The sequence below is a fragment of the Siphonobacter sp. genome (assembly GCF_048595215.1).
GTDB lineage: Bacteria > Bacteroidota > Bacteroidia > Cytophagales > Spirosomataceae > Siphonobacter.
Map to the genome: position 1 here is coordinate 1 of NZ_JBMDWJ010000010.1, position 16,613 is coordinate 16,613.

General features: G+C 49.9%; 11 protein-coding genes. 5 read left to right on the forward strand and 6 right to left on the reverse strand.

Annotation, left to right across the window (positions count from 1 at the left end; genetic code table 11):
• On the reverse strand, positions 1-1,284 hold a 1,284-nt coding region (locus ACOJTG_RS00570; protein ID WP_420152014.1), incomplete at its 3' end, for an MGH1-like glycoside hydrolase domain-containing protein.
• A gap of 85 nt (positions 1,285-1,369) precedes the next feature.
• Positions 1,370-4,066, reverse strand: a complete 2,697-nt coding sequence (locus tag ACOJTG_RS00575) for an alpha-d-galacturonidase (protein ID WP_420152015.1) — start codon at positions 4,064-4,066, stop codon at positions 1,370-1,372.
• A gap of 242 nt (positions 4,067-4,308) precedes the next feature.
• Here ACOJTG_RS00575 and ACOJTG_RS00580 point away from each other — a divergent pair, with 242 nt between their 5' ends.
• A complete protein-coding gene (locus tag ACOJTG_RS00580) occupies positions 4,309-6,630 on the forward strand; it encodes a DUF5703 domain-containing protein (RefSeq protein ID WP_420152016.1) in 2,322 nt (773 codons plus the stop codon).
• A gap of 56 nt (positions 6,631-6,686) precedes the next feature.
• On the opposite strand, the gene ACOJTG_RS00585 is transcribed toward ACOJTG_RS00580, so the two are convergent.
• On the reverse strand, positions 6,687-8,708 hold the full coding sequence (locus ACOJTG_RS00585; protein ID WP_420152017.1) for an aceric acid hydrolase: 2,022 nt from the start codon (positions 8,706-8,708) through the stop codon (positions 6,687-6,689).
• 189 nt (positions 8,709-8,897) lie between these two features.
• Here ACOJTG_RS00585 and ACOJTG_RS00590 point away from each other — a divergent pair, with 189 nt between their 5' ends.
• Positions 8,898-9,227 (forward strand): DUF6984 family protein, encoded by a 330-nt coding sequence (locus ACOJTG_RS00590; protein ID WP_094808777.1) that lies wholly within the window; start codon positions 8,898-8,900, stop codon positions 9,225-9,227.
• A 106-nt stretch (positions 9,228-9,333) separates the two neighbouring features.
• Here the strand turns inward: ACOJTG_RS00590 and ACOJTG_RS00595 are convergent, their stop codons facing one another.
• A complete protein-coding gene (locus ACOJTG_RS00595) occupies positions 9,334-9,747 on the reverse strand; it encodes a hypothetical protein (RefSeq protein WP_420152018.1) in 414 nt (137 codons plus the stop codon).
• A 904-nt stretch (positions 9,748-10,651) separates the two neighbouring features.
• Here ACOJTG_RS00595 and ACOJTG_RS00600 point away from each other — a divergent pair.
• Both ACOJTG_RS00600 and ACOJTG_RS00605 read left to right on the forward strand, forming a co-directional pair.
• Positions 10,652-11,560, forward strand: a complete 909-nt coding sequence (locus ACOJTG_RS00600) for a hypothetical protein (RefSeq protein ID WP_420152019.1) — start codon at positions 10,652-10,654, stop codon at positions 11,558-11,560.
• 186 nt (positions 11,561-11,746) lie between these two features.
• Positions 11,747-13,912: a dynamin family protein gene (locus ACOJTG_RS00605; protein WP_420152020.1), complete on the forward strand. Its 2,166-nt coding sequence runs from the start codon at positions 11,747-11,749 to the stop codon at positions 13,910-13,912.
• A gap of 117 nt (positions 13,913-14,029) precedes the next feature.
• Here ACOJTG_RS00605 and ACOJTG_RS00610 read toward each other — a convergent pair whose 3' ends face one another.
• A complete protein-coding gene (locus tag ACOJTG_RS00610; protein ID WP_420152021.1) occupies positions 14,030-14,734 on the reverse strand; it encodes a hypothetical protein in 705 nt (234 codons plus the stop codon).
• A gap of 24 nt (positions 14,735-14,758) precedes the next feature.
• A complete protein-coding gene (locus ACOJTG_RS00615; protein WP_420152022.1) occupies positions 14,759-15,436 on the reverse strand; it encodes a hypothetical protein in 678 nt (225 codons plus the stop codon).
• A 129-nt stretch (positions 15,437-15,565) separates the two neighbouring features.
• On the opposite strand from ACOJTG_RS00615, the gene ACOJTG_RS00620 reads away from it, so the two are divergent.
• The gene (locus ACOJTG_RS00620; protein ID WP_420152023.1) at positions 15,566-16,534 is read left to right on the forward strand and encodes a 3-keto-disaccharide hydrolase; all 969 of its coding nucleotides are present in this window, start codon (positions 15,566-15,568) and stop codon (positions 16,532-16,534) included.
• The last annotated feature ends 79 nt before the right edge of the window (positions 16,535-16,613 follow it).

Here is a 16,613-nt window from a genome sequence, read left to right on the forward strand (position 1 = left end):
ATCAGCGAATCCCGAGTGGTTGTAGAATTTACTGCGGGGATCGTCGCCTTTCAGCCATTCCCCGTTCTTTTCATCCTGATATTCACCGAGGTATAGTTTGCCGTTCATGACGTGCGAATCCGCGTATCGGCGTAATTCATCGAAGAACTGAGCCCGGCTGACGGTTTTATTATGCTGGTAATTCGTCAGAAAATGCGACAGGGCTTTCAGGGTTTGCGTCGTAGCGAAGGGCCAGAGCGGACCGTCCCACTCGCAACCGTGTCCCGAACCGTGCGTCCGGAAACCGGGATGGCGGCGTTCGGCTGTGGTCAGGCCCCAGGGAGCCTGAAACCCAGTCGTATCACCGAGTTGTTTCCAGGCGGCGGCGTATTTAGCACTATCGTCGGGCAGGTTGAAGTACCAGGGAATGAATCCGATGGCTTCGCGGGCGTTGGCAAAGGTTCCGTTTTCCAGTTTCACCTCGAAAAACTGATCGGCGTCGTTCCATAAGGTCTGCTGCGTCAGTTGCTTCAATTGCAGGGCTTTTTGCAGATAGGTTTCCCGCAGCGTATCGTTTTTCAGCAGTTGCCCCAGAGCGGCCAGGGCTTTGGCGTTGCCGTACATGTAACTGTTGATGGTAGGTCGCACGTTTTTCACTTTTCGTCCCCCACTGATGGATTCCTCCATGGCATCTTTCACGTCGTGTTGCCAGAAAAGCTGATTGGGCAATTGCCGCTCCGACTCCCAGCGGCGGTAGTCGGCGGCCAGAGCGGGAGTAACTTTCCGCACAAAAGCCTCGTCCGTATTGACCAGATACCGCTGGTACACGGCGTCGGCGAGCCAGCTACTGAAGGAATGGAACCGCTGCACGGTATGCTTGGGATCGACGTACAGCCAGAAGGAAATGTACTCGTCGATGTACTGCGGATTGCGGAGCCAGCGACCTTCGTATACGTGGTGACCCAGGGCACTGCTGATGGCATTGTGCTTCCCGGCGTGTTTTACCGGCGTAATGAATTCCGTGAAAATAAAGCCGTCGGGCGTTTGCTTGAGGTGTTTGCGGAAGGCCCACCAGCGGTAGTAATACAACTGCGTAAGTACGGAATCAGGACTATCGAAGTACGGAATATTCTGGGAAAGCCAGGCCTGCGACTGGGCGTTGGGGACGTAGTTTTTCACGGCCTCTTCGTCGGCTGCGTTGAAGGCCGTTACGTATTTCTGAAGGGACTGATCCGTTAATACGCTTTGAGCGAAACTACTGAAAATCAGACAAGCGAGCATTCCGCTGAGGAGGTACTGACGCATAGAGAAGCTTATTTTTGGCTGGGATGTGCCGGGGTTGTAGTCCTGGTTACTTTTGTTGAACTCCTTCGGAGTTGGGTTGATCGGTTTATTCGAATAACCAGTCGATGTTTTTTTGATTACCGGCCAGTCCACCGTCGAATACCGGAATTTCCTGAGCCCCTTCCGCAAAACCCAGCAGTACGCACTGCCCCCGACCCAGGTGTAAAGTATGATTGCCGGGAGCAAACGTGAATGCATGTACGTGAACGGGTGGGAAGCCTTCAATCTGGATGGCGTTGGAAATCTTGATTTCCGCCTGACCGTAATCGTTGGCACTGGCGTCGGTTTCCAGCTCGGGTGCCCGCAGGTACGCCGGATTTTTTTCGTTGTAAAAACCCACCAGCAGTTTCACGGGTTTATCGGCACGGAACGTCAGCGTAGTACGCTCCGATTGCTGTTGTTTCTTACTCATTTTCAAGCCCTTCAGGTCTTTCAGTTCGGGCGTCAGAGCGACGATTTTTGCCAGCGTATCGGCATAAATGCTTTCGCCTGCTTGTACCGGGAAGTAGCTGGCGTTCGTCAGTTGAACCGTCGCGGGTTTAAAAGCCATTCGCTGCTGAGCGGCGACCCCCGTGTGAGCTTTCAGCGAGTCAATCTTCCGTTCGAAAGTCTGAAGTTCCTTTTCAAAAACGGGCAGCATTTCGTACCAGTTTTTATACGTCGCATTGACACCCCGCATCGGAATTTTCCGCTGGGCCGTTTGCATACTGTTGGCGTAGAGATAGGTGTCTTTCGTCAGCTTGGTTAGCTCCGCGTAATGAGCCACGCTCGATTTCAGCAGCGGTAAGGCTTTTTCCAGATCCTCGACTTTGCCGGAATACTTGTAACGTAGCACCGCCACGGCCGCCCGGGCTTTGTCGGCATAAAACTGAGCCATGGCGTTCTGAGCGTAGACATCGTTTCGTAATCGCTTGAATTCTTCCTGATCTTTAGTGACGGCGGGCGTCGCTTCGTCGATGGCCCGCACGGCGTTTCTGCCGTGTTCAACTACTTCCTCCGCTACCCAAATCGGCGTTTCTCCAATGTGCTTTTCCTGCTTCGCTTCTTTCTCGGCGTACTCAATGATCATCTCGCCCTCGGGAGCTTCCGATTCGTACAACAGCGTGAAGAGGCCGTACCGCCAGGGGTTGATGAGTTGCGTCATCAGCATGCCCAGCGTGAGCGTCTGGCGGTTGCCGTCGGTGATACCGTACCGCCGTAATAACTTCGGTGAAATCTCGCCCGTTTGTTCGTAGGCTTCCAGTACGGCCTTGCCTTTTTCCAGCGGCAATCCGTATTTCCGAGCCAGCTCATTTCCCCAATACGTAACTTCTCCCGCCCGATCGCGATTGGCTTTCCAGGCGTAGCGAGCCCAGGTCTGGTACCAGATCCAGTCGCGATCGACCTGTAACAAACGTTTCGGAGTGGCATCGGCGGCGTAGGGCCAGTCCCAGTACGAAGCCTGCGGGTACAGGTGCAAGCCATTGGCTCCGTAAACGTTGTGCATGGCCTGTACGGACTTTTGTACAAAGTCCGCCGAACCGTAGCGGAAAGGCTCCAGATTGGCCAGAATGTGGACGTTTTCGATGTGTACCGTACCGATATTGCTCAACGTGCGATGCAGCTCGGCCCACTTTCCCCGGGGAGTATACGTCGTCAGAGCCTCGCCGTTAAATTTTGCCATCGTGTACAGATTCTTGTACAAAGGCAACGCTGATTTCATCACGCGGGGGGCATCCGTATCGTGAGCCCGCAGTACAATGGGCGGTTCGGTTTTCTGCCCAATCGTTTTTAAACCGTCCTGTACACCCGGAATGATGGTTTTCGTAAACCAGTCCACATCGTCCTGACCAACGCCTTCCATGGCTTCGCCCAGCGTGATGAGCAAACCAACGTTGGGATACTTAGCCACGAAAGCGGCGATGGATTTCCGCGTGTAATCGGACATGAGCGGCATGATGGGTCGCTCCCGATCCTGCGTTTTCAGGTTATGTTTTTCGGCGAAGGGTTTCGACAACAGAATGTTATAAAACATCTGAATCACCCAGATGCCGCGTTTGTCGGCTTCCTGCGTCAGGAAACGGAACATTTCTTCATTTTTCTTAAACGTCGCATCGTCTACCTCTACGGCGTACGGGTATTCCTTGAGTTTTACCAAAGAAGCAAAGGGGTGGCCGTTCCAGAGGTACAGGGAGTTATAGCGGTTTTCCACCATCATATCCAAGTACTGAATCCACAGCTCTTTGTCGTAAAACCAGGGAAACGTTTCGGGCGTGTACGGATACTCATACACCGTACGTCCCGGCAAATAGTACGGTTTCTGGATGCCAATGCAGGTACCTCGCAGCACCATTTCGGGCTGGTCGGTCAGATGCAGGGTTTCGGGTAGTTTGGGTTGCAGACGGGAAGCCAGTTCCAGGCAACCATACAGGGCTCCGGAAGCGTCGCTGCCTTTGATGAACCAGGGCTGCCCTTTTTCTTTGTGTAGAACGAACCCTTCCTTGCCGCTTTTTTCGGTAATGGACTGAACCAGAACGTCACCGGCAATTCCGATACGAATTTGTGAAGGGTCGGCTTTTAACTGATCCTTGCGGACCAGGGTGACCTGATAGCCCGCCGATCGTAATTTCTGCTGTAGTTTTTCGGCTCCGAAGCTGACCCGTTCCGGGCTTTTCGACGGCAGTACCAGGGTCAGTTTTTGCTGAGCCTGCCCCTGGATATGGAAAGCAAAAAGAAGGAAAAGGAATAGAAAGAATCGATTCATAGTACATGTTCAGAGCGAATGAATTACAAAACTACCAGCGTAAGTCAGCCTGATTATCTAACATTTTCTCTTTTAATTGTACCATCTTAGCCAGAGCCTTGCGAACATTTTGAGCGTAATGGTCAGCGTATGTTTCTTTAGTCTTTTCTAAAGTATTGTCAGGCTTCCTCACTTGTCACTACCCTTTTCAGGAATACTGGCTTCTTTTTTCCAGAGATTTCGCTGACTATTCAATTTACTGCATGATGGGTATATTCAGACTTTCGTTGATTGCTGTACTTCTGTGGTCTTGGGCCGGAGTTTGTGCTCAAACGCCTTCGCTAACATCCTACAATGTAGTCTGGGATACGCCCAGTCGAAACGCTGCAGAGTCTATGCCCTGCGGCGGCGGCGACGTGGGCCTGAACGTCTGGGTAGAACAGGGCGATCTGCTTTTCTACGTCGCTCGCAGCGGTACCTTCGATCACAACAATACGCTACTAAAACTAGGACGCGTTCGAGTGCGACTTTCCCCCAATCCTTTCGAATCTGGAACCCGTTTTCGACAGGAACTTCGGCTGCAGGAAGGCCACGTACGCATCACGGGTAACAAGGGTACACACACGGCTCAGATCGATGTTTGGGTAGATGTTTTTCGACCCGTCGTTCATGTAGATATAAGCAGTAATCGGGCCGTTCAAACCCAGGCAACGTACGAAAGCTGGCGGTACGCCGACCGTCCCGTAAAAGGCAAGGCTAACCATGCGAACTCGTATAAATTTGCTCCGCAGGGTGAAATCGTCACGCGAAAAGACCAAGTACAGGCTCAGGAAAATGAAATTTTCTTTTACCACGCCAACGGTTCCGGCCCTTCGGTATTCGACGTAACGGTACGCCAACAGCAACTCGATTCGGTCAAGAATCAACTGTACAATCCGTTGAAAAACCTGACGTTTGGGGGCGTCCTTTCGGGACTAGGGCTGAAAACGGCGGGTACGGTTGAAGGGAAGTACCAGGATACGGACTTTCGGGGCTACCAGCTCGTCAGCCTTCGCCCCCAGCGGCAACAGTCGCTCACGCTTCATTTACATACGGCTCAACATGAGTCGTTTCACGAATGGAAAAAAGGATTAACGGCCCTTCAAAATGAATCCGCCCAAACGGCCCGTTCGGCCCGAAAAGCGACGCTGGACTGGTGGAAAGCCTTCTGGGAACGAAGTTTCATTTCCATCGGAGCGGCAAATACGCCCGAATGGAAGGTAGGCCGCAATTATCAGTTGTTCCGCTACATGCTAGGTTGTAACGCCAGCGGGCACTGGCCGACCAAATTCAACGGGGGTCTCTTTACTTACGATCCCGCTCTGACGGATTCTTCGATGCATTTCACGCCCGATTTCCGGAACTGGGGGGGCGGTACGCATACGGCCCAGAACCAGCGGCTGGTGTACTGGCCGATGCTGAAAAGCGGCGACTGGGCCTTGATGAAACCCCAGTTTGCCTTTTACCAGCGGACGTTGGCTAACGCCGAACTACGGACGCGGGTGTACTGGAAACACGCCGGAGCCAGCTTCACGGAACAATTGGAAAACTTTGGCCTGCCCAACCCCGCGGAGTATACCTGGAAGCGGCCACCGGGTTACGATCCGGGCATGGAATACAATGCCTGGCTGGAGTACGAATGGGATACGGTACTGGAATTTTGCCTGATGATGCTGGAAACCGAACGGTACGCTGGAGACGCCATTCAGGCCTACGTACCGTTCATTGAAAGCTGCCTGACGTTCTTCAATGAGCATTATCAGTATCTGGCGAAGAAACGCGGGAGTAAGACGTTTGATGGAGCGGGAAAGCTGATTCTCTATCCCGGTTCGGCGGCAGAAACGTATAAGATGACGTATAACGCCACCTCCACGATTACCGCCCTGAAAACGGTAGTAACCCGACTGCTCGAACTGCCCGATTCGTACCTAAATCCGGAAAAGCGGCAACACTGGCAATTGATGCTGAGTCGAATTCCGGGTATCAGTTTCCGCAGCTTCGAAGGTCATCCGACGCTGGCACCCGCCCAGCTTTGGGAACGCATTAACAATACCGAAACGCCGCAGCTGTATCCGGTATTTCCCTGGGGTACGCACGGCATGGGTCGGGCCAATCTGGATACGGCGATTAACACGTATCGATACGATCCCGATGCGTTGCGGTTTCGGAGTCACGTGGGCTGGAAACAGGATAATATCTTCGCTGCCCGGCTCGGACTTCGCGATGAAGCCGCTCGCCTCACCTTACTGAAACTTCAGGATTCGGGCCGTCGCTTTCCCGCCTTCTGGGGTCCTGGCTACGACTGGACACCCGACCACAACTGGGGCGGCTCGGGGATGATTGGATTGCAGGAAATGCTCCTACAGGCCGATGGCCGGAAGCTGTACCTTTTTCCCGCCTGGCCTCAAAACTGGGACGTACATTTCACGCTCCACGCTCCTTACCAAACGACGGTGGAAGGGGTACTGAAAAATGGAAGGCTGGAACAACTGAAGGTATGGCCCGAGGAGCGACGGAAGGATGTGGTGATGCTGTTGCCGGAGTAAGTTCTGGTATTCCCCGCATTGCATGCGGGGAATACACATCCACATCACGAAAAACTTTACCGCACCACCGGTAGCCATACCGCCATTTCTGAATGCCCCCGGTTACTCCAGGCGTAGTACGGAATGAGGCGAACGGTAGTAGGTACAGGCTTGAGCGTCTGGAGCGGTCGGTAGAGCTGCTGGTTCCAGTTCGTAGGCCTTAGCGGGCGAGCCTTTCCTTCCAGTACCATCACTTCGGTCCCTTCCACTCGCAGCGGCTGGGTTTTCCAGGTCGTTTCGGCTAGTAAAGCCACCTGATCCGTGGGTACAGAAGGGTTATCTACGGATTCCAGGCAGTACACCAGTGGTCCGCGTTTCACGGCCACCTGATTGCGGGTTTCTTCCACCAGCGGGTTGGATTCCATCAACTGTACGGGCATGGGCAATTTGATTTCTACCACATCGCCTGTTTTCCAGATTCGGCGGATTTCGGCGTACGTGCCAGACGTCGCGGATTGCGTTTTCCCATTTACGCTCAACGTCGCTCCCGTACACCAGCCCGGAATTCGTACAAAAAGCGAATAGGCCCGAGTCGGTACTTTCTCCATGCGTACCTTGATCGTACCCTGCCAGGGGTATTCCGTTTCCTGCGAGACGACCAGCGGCGAGCCATCGGGCAGCTTCGTATTTAGCCGATTACTGCCGTATAAATTCAGCCATAAGCCCTGATCTGACGTACTATACAGATAATTACTGACCTCGGCAATCGTCCGGACGGCATTCGGCGGACAGCAGTTGGACAAGGCGATGTACGGCGAACGGCCACCCATCCAACGCATCTGGTACGGATATGCATCCGAAGCCCGCAAAGGGTTGGTGTAGAAGAACTTCGTCCCGCCCAGATCAATGCCCGAAAGAATGCTATTGTACAAAGCCAGCTCCATCACATCCGCGTATTTAGCATCGCCCGTAATTTGTAACATCCGGTAATTCCAGAGCAGATTACCAATATTCGCACAGGTTTCGTTATGGGCCGACAGGTTGGGTAGCTGATACGCTTTTCCATAAGCCTGATGGATTTTCTGAACGGTATCCGGCTGGTACGAAGTGCCCTCGGGCGATACGCCATCGTACAAAGCTCCGCAACCACCCGTGATATACATTTTGCGGTTGACGACGTCGTCCCACACCAGATCGAGCGTGGACAGCAGCGTACTATCTCCCGTTTCAGCGAATACGTCAGCGGCTCCGGCAAAGAGATAATTGGCTCGTACGGCGTGCCCAATCACTTTTTTCATCTCGCGAAACGGTACGCGGTCGGAGTTGTCGTCCGTACCTTCCGTCATCCCCCGAATATCGATAAGCTTCTGGGCCAGAGCCAGGTATTTCGGCTCGTGCGTGGTTCGGTACATTTCCGTAATGCCCATGTAGTGCGAGGGACAGATGGCGTTACGGGCCTGCTCAGGACTGGCTTTGGTATAGAAATCAATCAAAAAATCGGTGGCTTTTCGGGCAATGTCGAGAAAGCTCGTTTGCCCCGTAGCCCGGTAATGAATGCAGGCGGCGGTCATCAGGTGGCCGAAGTTGTAGGCTTCAAAACTGAGTTTGTCGTCAAACATCTGCTTCTTACCCGTCTTCTTTTGCTCGATGATCGCTTTCGTATAAATGTATCCGTCGGGCGTTTGAGCCTTGCCGATGACGGCAATCGCCTCGTCCATGTGCTTTTTCAGCTTCGGATCTTTGGTCAGGGCGTACATACTCGCCACCGATTCAAGCGTCTTGTAGAAATCACCATCGTGAAAAGACGGTCCTTTGAAAGCTCCGGGTTGAAGTCCGGCGGCCACTTCAAAATTGCGGTAGGCGTGACTGACGTCCGCGTCGGTGTAGGTCTTCCAAAGCTGGGGCACCATTGAATCCCGGCATACCCGGAAGCGGTCGGCCCAGAAGCCCGTCGTCCACTGCACAGCATCGAGATCCAGGCTACGGAGGCGGGAAAATTTACTTTGGGAAGTATTGACCAGACTGTTGGTCTGGGCCAGACTCAGGGTACTGCAACCCACCAGTCCGGCGATGGAAATACGGCGAATGAGGTTAAGCATGGTAAGCAGGCACTTTAGTACGAACAAACGCGGATACAGGGCGTAGTCAAAAGTAGACGATTACCACCCGGCAAAGCTCCGGGAATTTTACCAGAGGCTGTAGGATGTTAGCCTCTTTGCCGGGAACCGTTTATTTTTGAAGGTAATCAGCGGCACCGTACGCCGCCTGTCTTTTACTCGCATGTAGTTATGAATCAACGACGGCCCATCCGCGAACAGGAGCTCGCACTCATCCATCATATGCTGCAACACGTACAGCTCAATCCGGCAGACTATCCCATCGATGAACTAGTCGAAGAATACGAAGGTGGAAAAATGGGCAGTATCTCGCTCGGCGGCAATCCCGAGGCCTATGCAGGTGACGTGGTACAGGTCAATTACATCGACTCCGACCAGACGCCCGTCGTTATTACCCTTACGAAGGACGAACATAACCGCCTGCTGGATTTGGACTTCTGGAAAGTAGATTTTTCGAAATTACTGGAGTATCCCACACCCGAAAAGGTAGTGTTTCAGTAAGTCGCTCAGACGTAGAAATCGGGTCGCCCGGCCTTAACCACAATTCCTTCATAACACTAAAAAGGCTCGGTTGATTTCTCAACCGAGCCTTTTGGGATCATGTTTATTAGTTAGCTGACGAACTCAACTTGTTCATCGAAGCTTTGAAGTTCTTCAGCATTTCATCCAGGTCAATTTCTGAGGGCTCCATGGTTGCCAGATATTTGTTATTTGTCTCCATATTCTGCTGAATCTCAGCGTACAGTTCTTTCGGCATCCCCTTTCTGACAAACGCTTCTTCACTCATTTTAAATACCAGCTGATTCTGCTCAACGACCATATGATCCGCTACGATTTTGATTAACTGGATGAGCATTGTCTTCTGCTCCAGCGTTCGTAAATGATCTGGGGCTTTGCGGGCCAGGTCATAGTCAGAAAAGGTATACCCCGCTTTCTGACTTGTTTTTACACCAGAGCTACGTCCGCTCCTGCACGCAGTAAAGCATACCGCAATGGCCAAGATCAACAGTATTTTTTTCATACGATTGTAGTAAAAAGGTTATCGATAGGTTTCATATCAACCTGATCCGTAGAATTGGATGCATGAATCAGAAACGCCATTAGTGTTTTGCGAAGTTGTGCGATAGCTGTTCTTCTACACGAGTTAAGACAGGAAACCCCATAACTTATTTTCAATAAATTATAACTATTTATATAAAATACATAATTAAACATATAGTATTTTAGACATTTAACAGAATCTGTAGCAATGTTTTTATGTAAAAGAACTTGAACCTCTTATCCGCATCGTCCTTATAAGATGATAAACAATAATCCAATTAGATTTAGTATTGAAATTAGAATATAGAGAAGCGTTATTCAGCAGTCCTTCAAGATGAGTGAAGAAGCTATTTTCTTAAGGTATTACCTAAGATGTATACTTTTACAAGCCTTGTATTTAAAAACAAAACTAAGTCGTATCTTTAATTATTATTTATCAACTCATTAAGTAAACTTTCATAGTAATCTTGCAAAAATGAATTATTCTCAGGATTTCACTCCCTTTATTTGGTATCTAACTCATAAGGCGATAATTTCCTGACAGCTTATCTTTCAGGAATGGGCTATGTTCATCAAAATCTAGTGAATATAAGCAATTTGTACCTGTGAGAACTACTAGAAAGAATTGCTTCAGAAGGCATGAAAGAAGTAAAGTTTAAGTATACACACTTAAAAAATTATCATTTCATGATTAACTCTTCATAATACACACGCATGCAGAAATGAACAGTCGTCGCCAGACTGCCTATTAGAAGTAGCCTCACTAGTAAAAAAGATCGGTACTCATCTTGAAGAGTTCAGGACCAAGACCAGATCAAGTTTAGTTAAATCGCCAAGTCCAAGGAGCTTATTAGTTGCCCATGCAAACCTTTATAAATGTCACGATGCTAGCCGCATCCGGTGAAGGCAAGACTACGTTTTTGTCTTCGATGGATGATACTATCCGCCGCGATTTGGCCAGTAGTATTGGTTTAAATCTAAACCTGGACTCCCAGTTAGCTGCTCAGTTAGATCAAAATAGAGAAAAACTCATCGCATCGCTGGGCAAGGGAACCATCACTTACTTTGATGGTATTCAATCAACGGAGGCAGTAGCTACCTATCCCTTAGAAATTTCTCACAAAAATTCAGAACCTTTTCTGGTCGTTTCGTTCAACGATATTCCGGGAAACTGGATTACCGATGCTACGGAGAAAGTAGTAAAATTCATTCAGGAATCTTCCGTTATTGTGATTCCTATTGATTCCTCGGCCGTCATGAACGACATGCAGGAATGTGAAGCCAACGTCCAGAATTTATTGCAGGTACTAAAGCTGGGACTGGAGAAAAATTCGGATACAAAACTGGTTTTGTTTATTCCCACCAAATGCGAAACGTACCTGGTCAATGATACGCTGACCAAGGACTTAACGCTAAAAATTCATGAAGTGTACCAGAAAATTTTTGACTTTCTGGGTCTTCAGGAAAATCTTAAAGCAGCCCTTATTCCGATTCAGACGCTGGGGAATGCTTCATTCATGTACCATAAAAAGGTGCAACTCATCCATACCAATACGGAAGTATGGAAACCCGTATTCAGTGTAACCCAACGCAATCAATACAATCCTCAGCATATTGAATATCCTTATCTCTACTTATTCTCCTTCATTTTCGAACAGTATTATTTAAAAAGAAAAAAAGGCTTAATTGGCTTTTTCAGGAACCTGTTTAAGGAACTGCATTACCTTAAATTAACCAATGAACGTTTGCACTCCCGGTGTCTGACTTACAGTAACCTAAAAGTGCTCCGATAAGCTGTGAGGTGATTTCGCTCAGCGATTAGGCTGGGTACTCATTTCCGGAATACTACTCAGAAAGGCTACTTTCGATGTATGTTGTCAGGGAAATTCACTGGATCGTTCTATGGTCAATTAAAGATTTGAGCAGGCGTTCGGGGTTCTCTTTGTATTTTCTTCCACCATTCGTATTGAATTAACTCAATGTCTAATTTCATTGTATCCAATATCCAGCAGATCATTCAGAAGCGGGGGCAGTTTGCGGATAAAATCACGCAGGACATGCAGCGGCTTTCGTTGATGAGCCACTCGATGTCGGTGTTGGAAAACGTCAAATTAAAAATATCGGATCATGCTTCCGACCAGGTCATCCAGGCAATTGACCGAGCTAATTTGCCGGCTTTGCTCAAGCGAATTGAAAAGGAGCAACAATATCTGGCTCAGCTCAACCAGCGATTTTCCCGGAAAACCATTAGCATTGGCGTAATTGGCAGAGCCCGCCAGGGGAAAAGCAGACTTTTGCAAAGCCTTTCCGGTCTGAACGCTCAAGTCATTCCCGACGGCAACGGACCGCACTGCACGGGCGTCATGAGCGTCATTGCTAATGATAGTCACAGAGCCCGGGCCTTGGTAGAATTTCACAGCCGGACGAGCTTTTTCCAGTCAACCGTATCCCCTTATTTTCAGGAACTGGATCTAGCGTATAGTCCTGAAAATCTGGCTGAATTCGTTTCTCAGGCCTTGCCGGATCAGCCGCAGGATCCTAATCCGGTTACCGTAGCCCGATACCAGAAGCTACAGGAAATTCACCGTAACTTTTCCTCGTTCAATCACTTACTAACCGGGCTTACGCAGGAAGTACCCCTGCATCAGGTACGTCAATACATTGCCCAGGTCAATGAAAACCGGGAGGCTAGTTACGCGTATCTGGCCGTTAAACAGGTGCACATTGATACGCCCTTTCCGTTGGCGGAGGCTGGACCCATTACGCTCATCGACATGCCGGGTTTGGGAGATACGGGGCTGGTCAATGAACAGAAATTGATTCGATCGCTGGCCAGTGATATTGATTTTATTCTCTTCGTTCGTAAACCCGATGCATTGGGAGCCGTTTGGGAACCCGCCGATCTGGACCTGTACCAGTTCTGCGAAAACTCCCTGGAGCAAATGGAGATTCCCGGAATCAGTCTGCCGGCCTGCTCCTTCCTGCTACTGAATCATACCCGAACCTTAACCGACAACGCCCGCAATTGCCAGGACTTAGAAGAAAGTGCGGGTCGTAATGGCCTGTTTTTCAGCAAGATCGTTACGGTAGATTGTGCGAGTGTCGAAGAAGTCGAAGAAAAAGTACTACGGGCCGTTCTGGATGACATGCAGGATAAACTCGATGACTGGGATCAGCAATATGCTCTGGAATACCAGCGAAAGATGTCCAGTATCGACGGAGCCCTGCATGAGGTAATCAACTATTTTAACGGAATTTTTACGCCTACCGACGACATGACGGATTTCGCCATTTTTAAAAGCTTATTCAATACCCTCTGGCAGGAACTGACCAATGCCTGCGAAGAGAATCTGAAGGAACTCAACGCCCAGCGTGACGCTCCCAACGTACAGATTCAGGAGAAATTCGATCAGATCAAACAATCGTGTCTGCAATACGCCGCCAGTCTGACGATTCGGGATATTGAATTAAGCCGGAATGCCCTAGGTTCTTACAACAAAACGTACGAAGAGTATCTCAACGAACACCGTACGTTCATTACCAAAGAGTTTTTGAAACTGGGGGATACGCTCAATGAAGTCATCCATCAGGTTCGTCAACGGATTTTCGAAATTCTCAAAACGGAAGGTCGTCTGGCCGGAATCGCTCAGGCCCATGAGCCTTTTGAGGTAAGTCTGCTACGCGAGCTGGAATCCATGCCATCGTTACACCTTCCGTTGCAGTCGTTCGCCCAGTTTCAGTTATCGTACCTCGGTTTTCTGCACTTCCGGATTCGGGAACACCTGGATATTCTGACGCCGGATTACGTTTCGGTTCGTCTGTCCCGGGAAGATACGGCCGAAGATATTCTTAACTACATCGTCAGCTCCGTTGAGGCCTGTCTGTACAAGATTCAGAATGAATTCGACGTCTGGGCGAAAGATCTGAATAAAATGTCCTTTGCCTTGGTGGAAGAACTACTCGATCAGCTCTTCAAAGCTAAAAACACTAAGGACAACTGGGAGATTTTCTATCAGCGGAATCGCGTGCGAATCTGGGTGGAGACCTACGAAAAAGTCAATTTCAATCAGCAGGTGCTTCAGCAAAGCAATGAACAGGTAGATCGGTTGAAAAGCATTCTTTCGGCGGAATCCGAAGTACGGTAGTCCTCTACGGCCTTAGCATACTAGTAGAAACCTCATCAATCGCACTCGGATTGGTGAGGGTTTATTTTATCAAAGACCTGCGAGTGTTCAGAACGCTACTTTCACTACGCAGGCGTACTAGCGAGCCCAGCGATACGCCAAAGAGAAGCCACCGTGCACGCCTGCCCAATTCATTTGTCCCCTTTCGCTATTGCCGGTATCGCTGCCTAAAGAGAACAGGTAAGTGCGTCGGTAGGTGTACGCTTTATGTCGAAACCCAATCCCCAGAAACGGGGTAATGTACACGGCCTGATGAGTAGAGAAGGAAAGCCGTTTTCGATTCCATCCCACCAGTACTTTTCCTCCCCAGACATCCATTTCTTCGCTTTTTTGGGCCCGAACGTAGGTACCCTTTGGATTGAGGTACTGTTCATCCAGGCGACTCAGCCACCAATACCGCATAAATAGCTCCGCCGAGACAAAAAAGGATTTACGGGTATCCAGATAGTAGCGGGGGCTAATGGAGAACTTAAAGCCCTGATAATACGGATTAGCCATATTTTGCAAACGGTAATCAGCCGTCATGATTCGCATTAAATCCGCCACCTCTGACGTACCACTGTTCTTGCGAAACCGGTATCCCGCCCCCAGTCCAACGGTCAGTTTTTCCGTCACTGGAAACTCGTATTCTACCACCAGCTCTCTACACAGTACTTGCAAAGGTTGGATTCGCAAGTACTGATTCCATACCGTATCCGACTGGGCGTACGTACCCGTCGAGAACGTGAGTAGTATCCATAATAAGCCTAGTTTGGGCATGGTTTTCAAAGTGATTGGGTTCATGTATACCGCTTGGCTTCGAGACCCTCAGCGAAGGCGATACGCCAGCGATACGCCCAAATGAATACTGGGCGACAGGCTGACAGTACCCCTCTCTTTCTGGTAGGTTACGGGCGTATCATCCAGGGTTCCGTCCCAGGTTTCATAGGTGTAGGTTTTGGACCGAAGTCCGAAACCCAGGAAAGGAGTCCAATACACCAGGTTTTTACCTAGTGAAAACAGTTTACCATTCGTACCTATCAGTAGTTTCCCTCCCCAAACATTCATTCGTTCGGTTCGTACTGCGTCAAAACGGTAGCCTTCTGTATTATCAAACTTAGCCTGTACGTTGTCAAACCACCAATGTCTGACAAACAGCTCCGTTGCTAGAAAAAAGGTTTTGCGGGTATTTAGATAATAACGGGGCGTAATCGAAAATTTTACGGCCTGATAATGGGGATTCCCCATATTTTGCAGGTTATAATCACCCATCATCCCCAGGGCCAGTCCTTTAATTTCTGGCGAATGACTAAACCGACGAAACCGGTACCCGACTCCTACTTCGAGAGTGAATTTTTGAGTGAACGGAAATTCATAGCCCACCACCAGTTCCCTAAACAAAAGCTGTAAGGGCTGTAGCCGTACGTAGTGATTCGTTAGCGTGTCCGACTGGGCAGAAGCCCGGGCAGCAAACGCCAGCAACAGGACGAGTAAGGGTTTATGCATAGATGAGGGTTCTTTTCGTCAGCAATATAGTACCTCCCCCGCTTCATTCTTTGCCGGTCCTTTTATACCAGCGTTTAGATGCCTAGATTTGAGCATTCGTAATACGACCATTAATCTTTTCAAATCTCTATGCTCTCCTCTATTTTACGTACCCTGACCCTTGCCACGGCTACGCTTACTACGATTGGCGGATCCGCGTACGCCGATGATAAAAATCCGCCCGCAGCTCCGGCGGCTACGTCTCTTGAAGGGCGGTGGGATCTAACCGTTCAGTCGGGAAACAACACCATGCCCTCCTGGCTGGAGGTGACACATTCGGGTCATAATACGCTCGTGGGTCGATTTGTGGGCAGCAGCGGCAGTGCCCGTCCGATTTCTAAAGTAACTTTTGCGGATGGTAAACTTAGCTTCGCCATCCCGCCGCAGTGGGAACGAGCCACGCAGGATCTGGTCGTGAATGGTACGCTGGAAGGCGATAAGCTCAGTGGAACCATGACCACACCCACGGGCCAAAGCGTTTCCTGGACGGGCGTACGGGCTCCTTCGCTGGCCCGCACCAAACAACCCAACTGGGGTAAAGCCGTCGATCTCTTCAACGGAAAAGACCTGAAAGGCTGGAAGGCCATGGGCCAGACCAATCAGTGGGTGGTGGAAAATGGCGTACTGAAAAGTCCCAAATCCGGCTCGAACATTCAGACGGAGCAGAAATTTTCAGACTTTAAACTGCACATTGAATTCAAGTATCCCAAGGGAAGCAACAGCGGCGTATATCTGCGGGGACGTTACGAAGTGCAGATTGTAGATAGCAAAGGACTCGAACCACAAATTGACATGCTCGGTGCCGTCTACGGTTTCCTGGTACCCAATGAACTTCCGGAGAATGACGCGGATACTTGGCAGAGCTATGACATCACGCTCATTGGCCGCCGGGTGACGGTAGCCTTGAATGGAAAAACCATTATCTGCGACACAACCATTCCGGGTATTACGGGTGGAGCCATCGACAGCAATGAAGCCGAGCCGGGTCCGATTTACCTCCAGGGTGATCACGGTCCGATTGAGTTTCGGAATATCCGAATTACGTTGCCGAAGGAATAGTAGCGTTTCCTGTCATTCAAGAAAGAAGTCCGTACCTGTGGTTACGGACTTCTTTCTTTGGGGCTAGATCGAGTTAGAA